The organism is Enterococcus sp. AZ129 (genome assembly GCF_051714505.1).
Classification (GTDB): Bacteria; Bacillota; Bacilli; order Lactobacillales; family Enterococcaceae; genus Enterococcus; species Enterococcus faecalis.
In genome coordinates this window covers 1432909-1448939 of the sequence record NZ_JBIORY010000001.1, presented here as the reverse complement: position 1 = coordinate 1448939, position 16031 = coordinate 1432909, and the positions used below count along the sequence as shown (strand labels likewise).

The 16031-nt window shown below is 39.2% G+C and carries 19 protein-coding genes and 1 riboswitch; all 19 genes read left to right on the top strand.

Annotated features, from left to right (window positions below; translation table 11 throughout):
* Positions 1 to 138 precede the first annotated feature (138 nt).
* The 19 genes from IGJ90_RS07155 (at position 139) to IGJ90_RS07065 (ending at position 15960) form a co-directional block, all read left to right on the top strand.
* On the top strand, positions 139 to 582 hold the full coding sequence (locus tag IGJ90_RS07155) for a EutP/PduV family microcompartment system protein (RefSeq protein ID WP_002366728.1): 444 nt from the start codon (positions 139 to 141) through the stop codon (positions 580 to 582).
* Positions 579 to 1160: a cob(I)yrinic acid a,c-diamide adenosyltransferase gene (locus IGJ90_RS07150; RefSeq protein ID WP_002360247.1), complete on the top strand. Its 582-nt coding sequence runs from the start codon at positions 579 to 581 to the stop codon at positions 1158 to 1160. Before IGJ90_RS07155 ends, IGJ90_RS07150 begins: the two co-directional genes overlap by 4 nt.
* A gap of 44 nt (positions 1161 to 1204) precedes the next feature.
* Positions 1205 to 1354: riboswitch (adenosylcobalamin (AdoCbl) riboswitch) on the top strand.
* A gap of 291 nt (positions 1355 to 1645) precedes the next feature.
* Positions 1646 to 2776 (top strand): 1-propanol dehydrogenase PduQ, encoded by a 1131-nt coding sequence (locus IGJ90_RS07145; protein ID WP_002366727.1) that lies wholly within the window; start codon positions 1646 to 1648, stop codon positions 2774 to 2776.
* Between the two features lie 159 nt (positions 2777 to 2935).
* Entirely contained in the window at positions 2936 to 3283 is a 348-nt protein-coding gene (gene eutS, locus IGJ90_RS07140) for an ethanolamine utilization microcompartment protein EutS (protein WP_002345864.1), read from the top strand.
* A 27-nt stretch (positions 3284 to 3310) separates the two neighbouring features.
* Positions 3311 to 3883: an ANTAR domain-containing response regulator gene (locus tag IGJ90_RS07135; RefSeq protein WP_002357503.1), complete on the top strand. Its 573-nt coding sequence runs from the start codon at positions 3311 to 3313 to the stop codon at positions 3881 to 3883.
* Positions 3884 to 5317, top strand: a complete 1434-nt coding sequence (locus IGJ90_RS07130) for a sensor histidine kinase (protein WP_002366726.1) — start codon at positions 3884 to 3886, stop codon at positions 5315 to 5317.
* A gap of 66 nt (positions 5318 to 5383) precedes the next feature.
* Positions 5384 to 6832, top strand: a complete 1449-nt coding sequence (gene eutA / locus IGJ90_RS07125) for an ethanolamine ammonia-lyase reactivating factor EutA (RefSeq protein WP_025186620.1) — start codon at positions 5384 to 5386, stop codon at positions 6830 to 6832.
* 17 nt (positions 6833 to 6849) lie between these two features.
* Positions 6850 to 8214, top strand: a complete 1365-nt coding sequence (locus IGJ90_RS07120; protein WP_002357506.1) for an ethanolamine ammonia-lyase subunit EutB — start codon at positions 6850 to 6852, stop codon at positions 8212 to 8214.
* Between the two features lie 17 nt (positions 8215 to 8231).
* Positions 8232 to 9143: an ethanolamine ammonia-lyase subunit EutC gene (gene eutC, locus IGJ90_RS07115; protein ID WP_002363986.1), complete on the top strand. Its 912-nt coding sequence runs from the start codon at positions 8232 to 8234 to the stop codon at positions 9141 to 9143.
* Positions 9144 to 9156: 13 nt separating this feature from the next.
* A complete protein-coding gene (gene eutL / locus IGJ90_RS07110; RefSeq protein WP_002357509.1) occupies positions 9157 to 9810 on the top strand; it encodes an ethanolamine utilization microcompartment protein EutL in 654 nt (217 codons plus the stop codon).
* 13 nt (positions 9811 to 9823) lie between these two features.
* Positions 9824 to 10342 carry a BMC domain-containing protein gene (locus IGJ90_RS07105; protein ID WP_438767865.1) on the top strand — a complete coding sequence of 173 codons (519 nt, stop codon included), beginning with the start codon at positions 9824 to 9826 and terminating at the stop codon, positions 10340 to 10342.
* The gene (locus IGJ90_RS07100; protein WP_002366722.1) at positions 10333 to 11811 is read left to right on the top strand and encodes an acetaldehyde dehydrogenase (acetylating); all 1479 of its coding nucleotides are present in this window, start codon (positions 10333 to 10335) and stop codon (positions 11809 to 11811) included. Before IGJ90_RS07105 ends, IGJ90_RS07100 begins: the two co-directional genes overlap by 10 nt.
* Before the next feature lie 123 nt (positions 11812 to 11934).
* Positions 11935 to 12225 (top strand): BMC domain-containing protein, encoded by a 291-nt coding sequence (locus IGJ90_RS07095; RefSeq protein WP_002357513.1) that lies wholly within the window; start codon positions 11935 to 11937, stop codon positions 12223 to 12225.
* Positions 12226 to 12292: 67 nt separating this feature from the next.
* Complete coding sequence (locus IGJ90_RS07090) at positions 12293 to 12862, top strand: hypothetical protein (protein ID WP_025186619.1); 570 nt, start codon at positions 12293 to 12295, stop codon at positions 12860 to 12862.
* Between the two features lie 3 nt (positions 12863 to 12865).
* Positions 12866 to 13501, top strand: a complete 636-nt coding sequence (gene eutD / locus IGJ90_RS07085; protein ID WP_002357516.1) for an ethanolamine utilization phosphate acetyltransferase EutD — start codon at positions 12866 to 12868, stop codon at positions 13499 to 13501.
* Between the two features lie 14 nt (positions 13502 to 13515).
* Positions 13516 to 14115 carry a TIGR02536 family ethanolamine utilization protein gene (locus tag IGJ90_RS07080; RefSeq protein ID WP_438767863.1) on the top strand — a complete coding sequence of 200 codons (600 nt, stop codon included), beginning with the start codon at positions 13516 to 13518 and terminating at the stop codon, positions 14113 to 14115.
* A 12-nt stretch (positions 14116 to 14127) separates the two neighbouring features.
* Positions 14128 to 14391, top strand: a complete 264-nt coding sequence (locus tag IGJ90_RS07075; RefSeq protein ID WP_002357519.1) for a EutN/CcmL family microcompartment protein — start codon at positions 14128 to 14130, stop codon at positions 14389 to 14391.
* Between the two features lie 12 nt (positions 14392 to 14403).
* Positions 14404 to 15504, top strand: coding sequence for an ethanolamine utilization protein EutH (eutH, locus tag IGJ90_RS07070; RefSeq protein ID WP_002357520.1), 1101 nt, complete (start codon positions 14404 to 14406; stop codon positions 15502 to 15504).
* 12 nt (positions 15505 to 15516) lie between these two features.
* The gene (locus tag IGJ90_RS07065) at positions 15517 to 15960 is read left to right on the top strand and encodes an ethanolamine utilization protein EutQ (protein WP_002366716.1); all 444 of its coding nucleotides are present in this window, start codon (positions 15517 to 15519) and stop codon (positions 15958 to 15960) included.
* Positions 15961 to 16031 lie beyond the last annotated feature (71 nt).

The window sequence follows — 16031 nt, the reverse complement described above, 5'->3', positions numbered from 1 at the left end:
TGACAAGTTTTTTGGAAACAGGTAAGATAAAGGCAAAGAATCAGAAACACAATGGCGTGTTTTAACAAATCGGCAAAGGAGCCCAAGACTAAGTACGTGATGGTACTTGCTTTGGGCTCCTTTTTTATGGAGGTAGCGATGAAACGAATCATTCTAATGGGAGCTATCGGGTGTGGCAAAACCACGTTATGTCAAGCTCTGCAAGGCAAAGAATTAATTTATGATAAAACACAGGCGGTGGAATTTCATGCAGAAATGATTGATACACCGGGCGAGTTTATTTTGCATCGGCAATATTATAATGCGTTAAACGTCACAGCGGCAGAAGCAGATGTGATCGGTTTGGTCCAAAGTGCTGTAGAAACACAACAAGTTTTTTCACCAGGATTTGGTAGTATTTTCCCGAAAGAAATCATTGGTATTTTAACCAAGATTGATTTAGCAAAAGATTCTCAGCAGTTAGAGATTGTTCGGCAACAATTAAAAAGTGCGGGTGCAACAAGAATTTTTGAAATTTCTTCTGTTGAAAAAATTGGCTTGCAAGAATTAGTAGATTATTTAGAGGAGGATGAAGCAGAATGAAAATTTATACAAAAACTGGCGATAAGGGAATGACGAAATTAGTCGGCAGCTCAACCGTCGCTAAGGATTCTGATCGAGTTGAAAGTTATGGAACGATTGATGAATTGAATTCTTGGGTCGGCTATATTATCAGCCAACTTCCACAAGAAAATCAAGAAATTAAAGAAGAACTAGAAGCTTTACAACATTTACTTTTTGATGCGGGAACAGATTTGTCAACACCGATTGAAGCACAACGACCATTTAAATTACAAAAGGAAAGTGTGCATTGGCTAGAACAGCGGATTGATTTCTACACTGCACAATCACCAGATATTGATCGTTTTATTTTACCTGGCGGAACCCCAGCAGCCAGTATGGTTCATGTGGCTCGGACGATTGCACGGCGCGCAGAACGCATCATTGTTCGTTTAAATTGGACAGCCAAAATTAACGAAGAGGTATTAATTTTTACCAATCGTTTATCAGATTATTTTTATGCGTTGGCTCGCTATTTAAATGTTCAAGCACAACGACCTGATGTTTTTTATGAACGAAGCGAAAAAGTTTTCCACAAAATTAAAGAAGATGGATTGTAAACAGTTGCTTTTCTAAAAAACTTATGGTAAATTTCAGATAGATTAAACGAATATTTTATGAAAAATATGAATGGAAGCCAGTGAGAATCTGGCACGGTCCCGCCACTGTGAAGAAGCAAGGTTGCTTTTAAGTCAGGTCTTTTCATTTTTTCATTATTGGGCATGCTGTTTCGAGGCAAAACAGGATGTTTCTTAACAACGCTTGTGTTGAAAATCCAGCCCAAGATATTTGTATTAATCCAATTAATGGCACGAGGAAGTGCTTTTGGGAATTTTGGGCTGGTCTTTCAATGTTGAAGGAGATTTCAGGTACAATGACGTACTGCTATATTCCCTTTTTTATTGACAATTAATTAAAGGCGTTGTACTCTATGGATAAGGTTTCGTGTACAATGGCGTATACATAAGGAAGCAAAGACGCTTCAGACAGATGATTTTTCGTTTGTTTGAAGTGTCTTTTTGTATTTTATTAAGGAGGAATTGAGATGAAAACAATTCATTTCCCTACCGAACTATGGGTAGGAGAAGGCGCATTAGCCAATTTGGAAACACTTCATGATAGACGTGTTTTCATTGTCACAGATCCATTCATGGTTGACTCTGGATTTGTGAATGAAGTGACAAAGCATTTAACAAAAAGTGAATGGCAAATTTTTAGTGATATCATCCCCGATCCACCAATTGATAAGATTGCTGCGGGAATTAAGCATTTAGCGGCATTTCAAGGAGATACGATATTAGCTTTAGGTGGGGGATCCGCTATTGATGCGGCCAAAGCAATGAAATTTTTTGGCAAACGTACTTTGCAAACTCAGATTGCTGAGTTTATTGCGGTTCCTACAACTAGTGGGACTGGTTCAGAAGTTACGAATTTTTCAGTGATTACGGTTGCTGAAACTGGCACCAAAATCCCGCTTGTAACAGATGAAATTCAACCAGAAATTGCGATTTTAGATACAAATTTAGTGATGAGTGTGCCACCAAAAATCACAGCGGATACAGGAATGGACGTCTTAACGCATGTTATTGAAGCGTATGTTTCAACAGAAGCAAATCCGATTTCAGATGCGTTGTGCGAAAAAGTCGTTCGCTTGGTATTCGACAATTTAGAAATAGCCTTTAATGAGGGTAGCAACCAACAAGCCCGTGAAAATATGCATTTAGCTTCATGTATGGCAGGGATGGCGTTTAATGTTACTTCGTTAGGCTTGAATCACGGTATTGCTCATGCGGCCGGTGCGCGTTTACATGTGCCACATGGACGAATGAATGCAATGCTCTTACCTGAAGTCATTGCATATAACAGTGGCTTAGCGAATGGCAAAGTCACCAACGAACCAACAGCCAAACGTTATGCGCAGTTAGCAAATTGTCTAAATGATACACAGACAACCAATGCACGGATTGGTGTTCAACAATTTATTCGACAAATCAAGCAACTCCGTCAAAAATTAAACATGCCTGCCACTTTTAGTGATTATGGTTTACCAAAAGAAGAAGTCCAAGCTGCGATCCCAAAAATAGCTGAAGGCGCATTGATGGATGGCTGCACCAAAACAAATCCTGTCCAACCAACGGCAGCAGAAGTGACAAAAATTTTAAATTCTATCTTATAAGCGATTGACAGGATGAAATCGATAACATATAATGTGGGTAGCACAACGGCGTGCTTCAAAATTTAAGAGCAAAGAAGCTCCTTAGTAGAAAGCGAAAGTGGAACCTTTACGTTTTTTATTGAGGATTTTTTATTTGCTAAATTAAAGGAGCGAGTCTGGTTGGAAGAAAAACAACGAATGATTCAAGAATATGTTCCTGGGAAACAAGTAACGTTAGCGCACATCATTGCTAGTCCTAATAAAGAAATTTATACAAAATTAGGATTGCCAGAAGGCACCAGCAATGCACTAGGTATTTTGACAATCACTCCGAGCGAAGCGGCAATTATCGCTGTTGATATTGCGACTAAAAGCGGAGATATCCAAATCGGTTTTATTGATCGTTTTTCTGGATCGGTAGTCATTTCTGGTGACGTAAGCTCAGTGGAAGCAGCCTTACAAGCGGTGATTGAAGGTTTACAACAGATTTTAAACTTTTCTGTAACTTGTAAAATTACCAGAACATAGCGTTGAAAGGACAAGGGCGTGAAGAAAATGGATGGACGAATTGTAATAGTCGATGATGAACCTATTACGAGACTCGATATTCGTGATATTGTGATAGAAGCAGGGTACGAAGTAGTCGGTGAAGCAGCTGATGGTTTTGAAGCAATTGAAGTATGTAAAAAAACACAACCTGACCTAGTATTAATGGACATTCAAATGCCAATTTTAGATGGTCTAAAAGCAGGTAAAAAAATTGTTCAAGACCAACTAGCCAGTAGTATTGTCTTTTTATCTGCATACAGTGACGTACAAAATACGGACAAAGCTAAAAAATTAGGCGCACTGGGTTATTTAGTTAAACCTCTAGATGAAAAATCATTAATACCTACAATTGAAATGAGCATTGAACGAGGCAAACAAACGCAGCTGTTACTAAATCAAATCGATAAATTAAGTTTAAAATTAGAAGAACGTAAAATTATCGAAAAAGCCAAAGGTATTCTTGTAAAAGAAAATCATATATCGGAAGAAGAAGCCTACCAAATGTTGCGTACGTTAAGTATGAACAAACGCGCACGTATGAGTGAAATTGCAGAATTGATTGTAATGGATGATGAATAAATGAAACGATTAGAGCAATTATGTCACCAATATACCAATCTTTCAGAATCAGACATTAAAGAATTACAACGTACAGCACGTTATCTTTCTTCGACAACACTCTATCAAAGTGCAGATGTTTTTATTGATGTGTATAAGGAAATGTCACAGCAAGCACTAGTCGTTTATCATAAGCCGCCTGCGAAGACAACTTCTTTATATAGCGGAGATGTCGTCGGGATGGAAGCTTTATTAAAAAATGAACCTGGTGTTCTGCGTACCATGCAAACTAGCTTAAATAGCATTGGTTTGTTAGCAGTGACTCAGGAAAATCGTTTGATTAAGCAAAATATCTATCCCATTCGCAATGAACATCGAACGATTGGTGTCATTATTGTCGAGATTGCGGCAGATGAAGAGATTCAAGCGGATTTACAAAAAGAGGAGCTAAATAACTGCCAGTTAGCAAAAGTAGCGAAATCAACTAGTCAAGTCGACGCATTATTTATTGATCAATTGGCAGAAGCCGTTTTGATTTTTGATGCGGCGGGTCACTTATTAATTACCAATCACAATGCACAAGAGCTTTATCGCAAACTTGGTTATCGGGATAATATCATTGGAATGAATTATGACAATTTGTCCATCGATTATACAACTTTTGAATATGTGTTGTATCAAATGAAATATAAAATGAGTAATCAACCAATTGAAAGCAAAACGACCTACCTTAATTATTATTTTAAGGTTCGGAAAGTGTGGTTGGCATCAGAAGAACAACTGATTATGATTATTCAAGACAATACAGAATTTAAAGAAAAAGAAGCGGAAATTATTTCCAAATCTGTTGCGATTCGTGAAATTCATCATCGTGTTAAAAATAACTTGCAATCGGTGGTTTCCTTATTGCGTATTCAAGAACGGCGAACGCAAAGCCCCGAAGCAAAGAAAGTCCTTCATGAAAGTGTCAATCGAATTATGGCGATTGCAGCCACCCATGAATTGCTGTCAAAACAAGTCAAAGATGACGTTGCTTTACGGCAAACATTGGAAGCAGTGATGTATAATTTTAGACATCTTTTTCAAGGCGCACAACCCATTGAGATGATGATGGATGTTGATCCAGCCATTATGGTTTCTAGCGAACAAATGGTCACCATTTCCCTTGTTGTCAACGAACTATTACAAAACATTTTTGATCACGCATTTGAGCCACAAACAAGTGGCGTTGTTAAACTTAGTGGAACATTAGATAATAAAATGATTACCATTACTGTTACAGATAATGGTAAAGGCTATGACGTTCATCAAAGTAACGAGACCAGTTTAGGTTTGATGATTGTCAAAAGCTACGTAAAAGATAAATTAAAAGGAAAAATTACAATTGAATCCAATAAACAGGGAACTAAAACCTGTTTCTATTTCGAACAGAACACCAGTGATGTTGTTCATTGATTAAGCAAAGGCGCTTAAAGAAAAGTAGAAAGAAATTTTCTAACGATTCTTTAAGTGCCTTTTTGTATGCAAAAGGAGGCGAGTCAGGCGATGTCGAAGGAAACACTTTTAACCGTAGGGATTGATTTAGGGACGTCTACAACCCAATTAGTCTTGTCAGAATTAACTGTTGAAAATTTTGCCTCTGCGTTTACAGTACCACGTATCAGCATTTCTGATAAAAAAGTCATTTACCGAAGTGACATTATCTTTACACCCTTACTTAACCAATCAGAAATTGATGCAGAACCTATCAAAGCGTTTGTAGCGGAGCAATATCGCCAAGCAGGCATTCATAAACAAGATATTCAAATGGGTGCGGTAATTATCACAGGTGAAACTGCTCGAAAAAGCAATGCCAACAATGTGCTACGAGCACTTAGTGGCTATGCAGGTGATTTTGTCGTTGCTACGGCTGGTCCTGATTTAGAAAGTATCATTGCTGGGAAAGGCGCTGGTGCTCAAACTTATTCTGAAACGAAACGCAAACCAGTGGTTAATTTAGACATTGGTGGGGGAACGACAAATTTAGCTGTCTTTAAAGATGGTGAAGTGATTGATACGGCTTGTTTCGACATTGGCGGACGCTTAATTAAATTAGATCAACAACAAAAAATCACCTATATAGCTCCGAAGATTCAAGAAATTATAAATAAAAAAGGGCTAACCTTGCACCTTGGTGACCAAGCCACCGAACAAAACTTACTGCCAATTATTTTGGAATTAGTTGCCGTGTTAGAAAATAGCATTGGCTTGGGGACACAAAGTCCGTTCTACCAGTTATTAGTAACCAACCATCCACTACGAAAAGCTGAGGAATTACCAATTGTAACATTTTCTGGTGGTGTGGCTGATTGCTTAAATACGACAAGTACGAATCTCTTTAAATATGGGGACATCGGCTTACTTTTAGGGAAATACTTGAGAAAGTCACTGGTTTTTTCGGAAAAAGAAGTCTTAGAAAGCGCAGAAACAATCCGAGCGACGGTCGTCGGAGCAGGTTCACATACTGCTGAAATTAGCGGAAGCACGATCGCTTATCGTGAGCAAATTTTGCCGGTAAAAAATATCCCAATTCTAAAATTAGCGCAAGAGGATGAAACCCTTACTGTGACAGAACTAGGCCAGCGAATCCAAGAAAAACTCAATTGGCATCGTATTGAAGAAACGCCCCAGATTGCCCTAGCAATTAGAGGCATGAGCAATCCAACATTTGCTGATATTCAACGCTATGGTCAAGGGATTGTGGAAGGATTAGCTAGTTTAGTTGCTGAACAAATTCCCATTATTGTTATGGTGGATGAAGACATGGCGAAAGCTTTAGGGCATGCCTTAAGTGCCCATCTGCCAAAAGACTATCCGTTTATCTGTCTTGATTCGGTCAAAGTAGAAAACGGTGATTATGTAGATATCGGTTTACCAGTGGCAGAAGGAGCCGTCCTTCCAGTCATTGTTAAGACCTTAGTATTTAATTAAAAAGGAGCGACACAAAGATGATTTTAAAAACCAAACTATTTGGCAAAGTCTATCAATTTACATCCGTTAAAGAAGTCTTAGCCAAAGCCAATGAAGAAAAGTCTGGCGACAAGTTAGCTGGCGTAGCTGCTAATTCAGCCGAAGAACGCGTGGCAGCGAAAGTCGTTTTATCGGAATTGTCCTTAAATGACTTGTTTAACAATCCCGTTGTTGATTATGACGAAGACGAAGTGACACGCATTATTATTGACCAAGTCAATATGCGAATTTTTGAAAGTATTAAACATTGGACAGTCGCAGAATTACGCGAATTTATCTTATCTTCGGAAACAACCGATTTTGATATCAAACGAATTTCCCGTGGACTCACTTCAGAAATGATTGCTGCTGTCTGTAAATTAATGTCCAACATGGATCTAATTGTTGGCGCAAAAAAAATCAATATTGAAAAAACCGCCAACACAACGATTGGCCGTCCCGGAACTTTTTCAAATCGTTTACAGCCGAACCATCCAACCGATAATGTCGATGGCATTATGGCTTCAGTTATGGAAGGTCTTTCTTATGGCGCCGGTGACGCGTTAATTGGTTTGAATCCTGTTGATGATTCTACAGAAAGTGTTAAACGGATCTTAAACAAATTTGAAGAGTTCCGCAGCGAATGGGAAATTCCAACACAAACTTGCGTGCTTGCTCACGTAACGACACAAATGGAAGCCATGCGTCAAGGCGCGCCAACTGGCTTAGTCTTTCAATCCATCGCTGGTTCAGAAAAAGGGAACACAGCATTTGGTTTAAATGCAGAAATTTTAGCTGAAGCACAAGATTTAGCGCTTCACAGTGGTCAAGCAGCTGGTCCTAATGTGATGTATTTTGAAACAGGTCAAGGCTCAGAACTTTCTTCTGAAGCAAACTTTGGCGCAGACCAAGTGACAATGGAAGCGCGTTGTTATGGCTTAGCCAAAAAATTTGATCCGTATATTGTAAATACCGTTGTCGGCTTTATTGGACCAGAATATCTTTACGATTCAAAACAAGTCATCCGCGCTGGTTTAGAAGATCATTTCATGGGAAAATTAACTGGAATTTCAATGGGCTGTGATGTCTGCTACACCAACCATATGAAAGCTGATCAAAATGATATGGAAAACTTAGCAATGTTATTAGCAACAGCTGGTTGTACGTATATCATGGGGATTCCTCATGGCGATGATGTCATGTTAAATTATCAAACAACTGGGTTCCATGAAACTGCGACGATTCGTGAAACATTAGGCTTACGTCCAATTAAAGAATTTGAAGAATGGATGGAAAAAATGGGCTTAATGGAAAACGGAAAATTAACAAGTCGCGCTGGCGATGCATCTGTATTTATTAAATAAACGAGGTGAGAATACAAATGAACGAAAAAGAATTAAAAGAAATGATTGCCGGAATTTTAACAGAAATGGTCGCTGACAATCAAGCGGTTTCGACTGCCACTGTGACTGCTGAAGAAAAACCAGTCACAACACACGTCACTGAAACGACAGAAATTGAAGAAGGCCTAATTCCTGACATTACTGAAGTAGATTTACGTAAACAATTACTATTGAAAAATGCCGTAGATCCTGAAGCACTATTAAAAATGAAAGCTTTCTCGCCAGCTCGTTTAGGCGTTGGTCGTGCAGGGACGCGTTATATGACTAGTTCAACATTACGTTTCCGAGCGGACCATGCGGCAGCACAAGATGCAGTCTTTTCAGACGTAAGCGAAGATTTGGTAAAAGAAATGAATTTTATTTCTACAAAAACAATCTGTAATAGTAAAGATGAATATTTAACACGTCCAGATTATGGTCGTCAATTTGATGAAGAAAATAGTGAAATCATTCGGAAAAATACGACACCAAAAGCCAAAATCCAAATGGTCGTAGGGGATGGCCTTAGTTCAGCTGCTATCGAAGCGAATATTAAAGAAGTCCTACCAGCAATTAAACAAGGATTAAACATGTACAACTTAGATTTCGACAATGTAGTTTTTGTTAAATATTGTCGTGTGCCAGCAATGGATAAAATTGGTGAAATCACTGACGCTGATGTTGTTTGCTTGCTAGTTGGCGAACGTCCTGGTTTAGTAACAGCAGAATCTATGAGTGCCTACATTGCCTACAAACCAACTGTCGGTATGCCAGAAGCACGGCGGACAGTTATTTCAAATATTCACAAAGGTGGGACACCGGCTGTTGAAGCAGGGGCCTACATTGCCGAAATTATCAAAAAAATGTTAGACAAGAAAAAATCTGGTATTGATTTAAAAGAAGCTGAATAAAGGAGGATTTCTCATGAAAAATGATCGTCTAGGCGCAAATGTCCTAAGTATGAAAGTCATTCCCAATGTCGATCCGGCATTAGCAAAAGAATTATCATTGAAACCAGAACATCGCTCATTAGGAATTGTTACTTCCGATTGTGATGATGTCACTTATGTTGCATTAGATGAAGCAACCAAAGCCGCCGATGTTACTGTAGTTTACGGTAAAAGTATGTATGCTGGCGCAGCAAATGCTTCAACCAAATTAGCCGGTGAAGTGATTGGCATTATTGCTGGTCCGAGTCCTGCCGAAGTCAATAGTGGCTTGAGTGTCATTACGCAAGTCATTGAAGAAGAAGCCAGCTTCTATAGTGCTAACGAAGATGACAGTATTGTTTATTTTGCACATGTAGTGTCAAGAACGGGTAGCTTTTTATCTGAACAAGCGAATATTCCTGAAGGTGAAGCGATTGCTTATCTGATTGCTCCACCGCTAGAAGCAATGGTTGGCTTAGATGCAGCAATGAAAGCTGCCGATGTTCAAATGGGTGTCTTTTATGGCCCACCTTCTGAAACGAACTTTGGCGGCGCCTTATTGACAGGTAGTCAATCTGCATGTAAAGCTGCTTGCAGTGCGTTTGAACAAGTCATTCAAAATATCGCTGACAATCCGTTGAGTTATTAAGGATGTGACTTGAATGAAAGCATTAGGAATGGTCGAAGTCAAAGGATTTTTAGGTGCCATTAGTGTGGCCGATGCGGCATTGAAAGCCGCCGACGTTACTTTGTTAAAAGCTGAAATTATTAATGGCGGTTTAACAACTGTGGAACTGATTGGTGACGTTGCCGCGGTCCAAGCTGCCGTTGAAGTAGGCACGGAAGTAGCTAAAGAATTAAATTGTTTAATTGCTCATCATGTGATCTCACGGGTTGATGCTCAAACGGAAGTGATTTTATCAGATCCAGAACCTAAGTCAGCACCTGAACCGATGGAACAAGTAGAAGTAATTGAAGAAGAGATTGAAACACCAGATTTGGAAGAACACACTGGCACACGCCAAAAATTAGAAACACAACGCGTGGTTGATTTACGCAAACAAGCCTACAAAATGAACCTAAGTAGTTTAAAGAAAAGTGAGATTAAATTTGCCAATAAAGAAGCTTTAATTCAAGCAATCATGGCTGAAATAGAAAAAAGTGAAGACGAGTGGAATTAGTAGATAAAGACTTACGTTCCATCCAAGAAACAAGAAATTTAATCAGAAAAGCCAAAGAGGCACAACAAGTATTAGCAACATTTTCGCAAAAACAAATCGATGCGATTGTCCAAGCAGTTTCAGAGGCTACGTTTAACCAACGAGAAAAGTTAGCGAAAATGGCCAATGAAGAAACAGGATTTGGTATCTATGAAGATAAAATCATCAAAAATGCTTTCGCTTCAAAAGTAGTATATGACGAAATGAAGGACAAAGCTACAGTTGGTGTGATCCATGATGATGCTGCCAAAAAAGTCACTGAAATTGCTGTCCCAGTTGGTGTGATTGCAGGATTAATTCCTTCTACCAACCCGACATCAACAGTCATTTACAAAGCATTAATTTCATTAAAAGCTGCCAACAGCATTGTTTTTTCACCACATCCCAATGCGTTGAAATCGATTATTGAAACAGTGGAAATTATCCAAAAAGCGGCTATTGCTGCAGGGGCACCAGAAGGTTGTGTCTCGGTCATCAAAACGCCAACCATGCAAGCGACCAGCGAATTAATGAAAAATAAAGAAACAAATTTAATTTTAGCTACTGGTGGAAACGCAATGGTTAAAGCCGCGTACTCTTCTGGAACACCAGCAATCGGTGTTGGGCCTGGTAATGGACCAGCCTACATCGAACGAAGCGCAAATGTTCCTCATGCAGTGAAACAAATAATGGATTCAAAAACTTTCGATAACGGTACAATTTGTGCATCGGAACAATCAATTATTGTTGAAACTGTCAACCGTGAAGCGGTCAAAGAAGAGTTAATTAAGCAGGGCGCGTATTTCTTAAGTCCAGCCGAAGCCGACAAATTAGCTAAATTTATTTTACGACCAAACGGTACAATGAACCCGCAAATCGTGGGTCGTTCCGTTCAACATATTGCTTCATTAGTTGGTTTATCTATTCCAAAAGATCGCCGCTTAATTGTTGCCGAGGAAACACATGTAGGCTTGAAATATCCATTTTCAAGAGAAAAATTGGCACCGATTATTGCTTTCTATACAGTTGAAAACTGGGAAGCAGCTTGCGCGTTATCAATTGAAATTTTGAAAGGTGAAGGTGCGGGTCATACGATGGGTATTCACACAGAAAACAAAGAAGTCATTCGTGAATTTGGCTTAAGAAAACCCGTCTCTCGTTTGCTTGTTAACACCTCGGGTACACTTGGCGGCATTGGTGCTTCAACTAACTTAGTGCCAGCATTAACACTTGGTTGTGGCGCAGTTGGTGGCAGCTCAACTTCTGATAATATTGGAGTTGAAAATCTGTTCAATTTACGTCGTGTTGCTTATGGCGTGCGTGATTTAGAAGAGATTCGTCAAGAATTTGGTCAAACACCAACCACATCTGTGGCTACTTCTTGCGAAACAACCAATCAAGAAGAACTAGTAAATGCCGTGGTGGCTCAAGTTTTAGCTCGCTTAAACTAACAAGAAACGAGCGAGTAAGAGTAAAATAAATGAATTATTGGATTTAGGGTTTGGGACCTAAGTCAAATTGCTAATTGTCCCAAATTTTTAAAAATAAAACATACATCTTAGGAGGAAATTATAATGTCAAGTACAAATGCTTTAGGAATGATTGAAACTCGTGGTTTAGTAGGTGCTGTTGAAGCAGCCGATGCAATGGTGAAAGCGGCAAACGTTACTTTAATTGGAAAAGAACAAGTCGGTGGCGGTTTAGTTACAGTAATGGTTCGCGGTGACGTTGGTGCTGTAAAAGCAGCAACAGATGCTGGTGCTGCCGCAGCAGAACGTGTTGGCGAATTATTATCTGTCCATGTAATTCCACGTCCACATACAGAAGTAGACGCTATTTTACCACACGCAACAACTGAATTATAATTTTGATTTTTTGGGGCAGAGGTAGGTGCATTACTTCTGTCCTAAACTTTCATTGAGGAGGGGTGTTATGACAGTTATTACAGAAGATATGCTTCGCAACAAAAGGCTTAAAAAAGAACTAGAAGATGGCACGGATTTTGTGTTTCCTGTAGGCAGTTTTCTGACGCCTGCCGCCAAAAGCTATCTACGCGAGCATCGGATTAATAGCAGCTTCTCTTCAACAAACCCATTGCTTTCTGAGGTTCATTCAGTGAAGGCCTCCTCACAAAAACAAAAACAAGAACATTTATCAAAAGAAACAATTTATGAGATTCGGCACTTAAGCCATCTATTGTATTTGCCTTTCTTAACGAATGAAGCGTTATCAACAGAAGGTTGGTTATATTTCGAACAACAACAACTGTGGTTAGAGAAATTTATTTTAGAACAGTCGCTTGTAATGGAACCAGTCATTTTGGAATCAAAGGTAACTATTCTAACTAACCAACAGAGACAATGGCGCTATTCCTCAAAAGAAATTCAATTACAACTAGATAAAATTATTCTCCAGTTAAAAGGAGAATCACAACTGTTCGGCCTTTTTCAATCTTGGGCTACAGAATTAATTAGCACCATGGCTGAAATATCACGAAACTAGGAGATGAACAAATTGGATTCAATGAATGAAATTGTTGAAGAAGTTGTTAAACGAATTCAGCAACAACAACAAAATACTTTTGAAGTTGAAGCTTCTGGCCGACATGTTCATTTGTCTCGTCAAGAGATTGATGCATTATTTGGACCGGGATATCAACTAACAAAAGTGAAAGATTTATCACAACCTGGACAGTTTGTTTGTAAAGAACGAATTACGGTTGCTGGACCTAAAGGACTTTTTCAAAATGTGGTTATTTTAGGCCCTGAACGTAGCGAATCACAAGTCGAAGTTTCTATGACGGATACACGTATTTTAGGAATTAATGCCCCAGTTAGAGAGAGTGGCAAGACAGAAGGGACACCAGGCGTCACGCTGATGAACGGATCAGCAGTTGTGACATTAAGTCACGGCTTAATTGTTGCCAAACGTCATATTCACATGACACCCGAAGACGCCTTGAAAAATAAAGTAAGCAATAGCCAAATTGTGCAAGTCAAAGTGGAAGGCACACGTCCGTTAATCTTTGATGATGTAGTTGTGCGAATCAGTCCGCGATTTGCAACGTACATGCACATTGACTACGATGAAGCCAACGCTTGCGGCTTAACCAAAGGAGCTCGTGGCTATATTCTTAAGTAAAAGGAGGAAGGACAATGAACGTTTCTGAAATGGAAAATTTGATTCAACAGATTACTGATCGAATTTGCCAACAATTGCTGTCGTCGTCTTATTCAGTGGCTTTAGCAGAAGCAAAAGAAGCATTGCCTGAAGAAATGTTTGTTCGTTTTCCTGATGTAAATTGGGTAACCAAGGAGCAGAAGCTAGCACGAGGCTTGGTTGTAAAGAGGCTAACGATTTCCCAAGTAAATGCGATTGCGCATTTACAGGAAACGGATGAATTAGTCAAAAACATCTTAGCATTCTTATTTGAAGGTAAGCCGGTATTGGTTTTAACCCCAATACCTTCAGTGACTAAAAATTCACGATTGAAGTATCGTTTGAAACAAACGATTCAGGAAAACGTGGACATGTGCCAACAGTTTGGGCTGATTTTTTATCATGATTCAGAAAATTACGCTGTGTTTCAGGCGGCCTGTCAAAAACAACTTCGTTCTTTGGCGGAGACCAAACGAACCTACATTACTGAAAAACAATTGATAAGAATGACAGAAGCAGGTGTTTCTTTAAGTAAAAATGCCTATTTAACCCCGTTAGCGAAAGATTATGCTAGGAAACATCAATTGCTGACGTAAGGAGGAAAAACGATGCTTTTAGGAAAAGTGACTGGTAGCCTTTGGTCAACAAGAAAAGATGAAAAATTAAATGGCTGGAAATTTATGATGGTTGATATTTTGAATCAAGAGGACGAAAAGCAAGGATTTTTAATTGCTGCTGACAACGCTGGAGCTGGTGTCGGGGACAAAGTGTTAATTAGTCAAGGCAATGCTGCCCGTATTTCGGCAGAAGATCCGAATGTCCCAATTGATGCAATGATTGTTGGTGTCATTGATTCTACAGAGGAAGAATAGGGAGGACGAGACATGAGCATTAATGAAATTATTATGTATATTATGGTTCTTTTCATGATTATTGGAGGAATCGATAAATGTATTGGCAACAAACTAGGTTTAGGGGAGCAATTTGAGGAAGGGATTATGGCTATGGGTTCTCTAGCGCTTTCTATGGTAGGGATTATCACTTTAGCGCCTGTCTTAGCCAATCTTTTAAGTCCGATTGTCGTTCCTGTCTATGAATTACTAGGGGCTGATCCAGCAATGTTTGCCACAACCTTATTGGCTAATGATATGGGGGGCTTTGCGTTAGCGCAACAATTAGCCAATGATCCACAAGCTGGTTTATTTGCGGGGGCAATCTTAGGTGCAATGATGGGGCCAACGTTAGTCTTTACAATTCCAGTAGCGCTTGGCATTATCCAAAAAGACGACCAACAATTCTTAGCAACAGGTGTTTTGAGCGGGATTATTACAATTCCTTTTGGTTTATTAGCAGGCGGTTTAACAGCTGGCATGCCATTGTCATTGATTATTCCTAACTTAATTCCAATTATTATTGTTGCTGCTTTAATTATTTTAGGTTTATGGTTAGCGCCAAAGGGCATGATTAAAGGCTTCCAAATTTTTGGTCAAGGCGTAGTGATTGTCGCTATCTTTGGTTTAGTTGTCGGGGCGATTCAACTATTATTAGGAATTACAGTGATTCCTGGCATTGCACCAGTTACTGAAGGAATTGAAGTCGTTGGCGGGATTGCTTTAACTTTAGCTGGCGCTTTCTGTTTAGTAGCAGTGATTACGAAAGTCTTTAATAAACCATTGATGAAACTAGGAAAAGTTTTAGGAATGAATGAAGTAGCGGCTGCAGGAATGGTTGCTACATTAGCTAACAATATTCCCATGTTCCAAATGTTAAAAGACATGGATAATCGAGGAAAAATTATTAATATCGCTTTTGCTGTTTCGGCTTCTTTCGTTTTAGGTGACCACCTTGGTTTTACTGCAGGCGTAGCAAAAGAAATGATTTTTCCAATGATTGTTGGCAAATTAGTTGGAGGGATTACCGCCATTTTTGTGGCTATCTTTATGGCAAATCGAATGCTAGGGAAACCCGAAACAGAAGTGAAATAATGAGGTGTAAATATGACAGAATTAAATCGTGAAATGATTGAAACGCTTGTTCGACAAATTGTCACAGAAAAATTAATGCCGACTAAACAAGTGGATCCAAGTGGGATTATGTCCATCAAATTACCCGAAATCGACGTAACAGAAGACGACCGCTTAGATACAGGCAACCCAGCGGACATTGTTTACACAAAAGATCTGTTTTCTTTAGAAGAAAGCCAGCGCCTTGGTTGCGGTTTAATGGTGATGAAAGATACCACCTTCGACTGGACACTAGAATACGATGAAATTGATTATATTATTTCAGGACAATTAGATATACTGATTGACGGACGTAAAATTTCTGCAACAGCCGGCGAAATTATTTTAATCCCGAAAAGTAGCAAAATTCAATTTTCAGTGACGGGTGATGCCCGCTTTGTCTACGTGACCTATCCAGCAGATTGGCAAAGTCAATAATTATTTTACCGGCAGTCAGAGAATAATTTTGCCAAAACCCTTTACTCAGCGTTATAATAAATAAGAACGAA

What these genes read in the sequence shown, in the direction of transcription:
- IGJ90_RS07090 (WP_025186619.1), top strand. Translation starts at nt 12,293, where the DNA reads ATGACAGTTATTACAGAAGATATGCTTCGCAACAAAAGGCTTAAAAAA.
- IGJ90_RS07120 (WP_002357506.1), top strand. Translation starts at nt 6,850, where the DNA reads ATGATTTTAAAAACCAAACTATTTGGCAAAGTCTATCAATTTACATCC.
- IGJ90_RS07065 (WP_002366716.1), top strand. Translation starts at nt 15,517, where the DNA reads ATGACAGAATTAAATCGTGAAATGATTGAAACGCTTGTTCGACAAATT.
- IGJ90_RS07130 (WP_002366726.1), top strand. Translation starts at nt 3,884, where the DNA reads ATGAAACGATTAGAGCAATTATGTCACCAATATACCAATCTTTCAGAA.
- eutC (WP_002363986.1), top strand. Translation starts at nt 8,232, where the DNA reads ATGAACGAAAAAGAATTAAAAGAAATGATTGCCGGAATTTTAACAGAA.
- IGJ90_RS07135 (WP_002357503.1), top strand. Translation starts at nt 3,311, where the DNA reads ATGGATGGACGAATTGTAATAGTCGATGATGAACCTATTACGAGACTC.
- eutA (WP_025186620.1), top strand. Translation starts at nt 5,384, where the DNA reads ATGCAAAAGGAGGCGAGTCAGGCGATGTCGAAGGAAACACTTTTAACC.
- eutL (WP_002357509.1), top strand. Translation starts at nt 9,157, where the DNA reads ATGAAAAATGATCGTCTAGGCGCAAATGTCCTAAGTATGAAAGTCATT.
- IGJ90_RS07155 (WP_002366728.1), top strand. Translation starts at nt 139, where the DNA reads ATGAAACGAATCATTCTAATGGGAGCTATCGGGTGTGGCAAAACCACG.
- eutH (WP_002357520.1), top strand. Translation starts at nt 14,404, where the DNA reads ATGAGCATTAATGAAATTATTATGTATATTATGGTTCTTTTCATGATT.
- IGJ90_RS07095 (WP_002357513.1), top strand. Translation starts at nt 11,935, where the DNA reads ATGTCAAGTACAAATGCTTTAGGAATGATTGAAACTCGTGGTTTAGTA.
- IGJ90_RS07105 (WP_438767865.1), top strand. Translation starts at nt 9,824, where the DNA reads ATGAAAGCATTAGGAATGGTCGAAGTCAAAGGATTTTTAGGTGCCATT.
- IGJ90_RS07150 (WP_002360247.1), top strand. Translation starts at nt 579, where the DNA reads ATGAAAATTTATACAAAAACTGGCGATAAGGGAATGACGAAATTAGTC.
- IGJ90_RS07080 (WP_438767863.1), top strand. Translation starts at nt 13,516, where the DNA reads ATGAACGTTTCTGAAATGGAAAATTTGATTCAACAGATTACTGATCGA.
- IGJ90_RS07145 (WP_002366727.1), top strand. Translation starts at nt 1,646, where the DNA reads ATGAAAACAATTCATTTCCCTACCGAACTATGGGTAGGAGAAGGCGCA.
- eutD (WP_002357516.1), top strand. Translation starts at nt 12,866, where the DNA reads ATGAACAAATTGGATTCAATGAATGAAATTGTTGAAGAAGTTGTTAAA.
- IGJ90_RS07075 (WP_002357519.1), top strand. Translation starts at nt 14,128, where the DNA reads ATGCTTTTAGGAAAAGTGACTGGTAGCCTTTGGTCAACAAGAAAAGAT.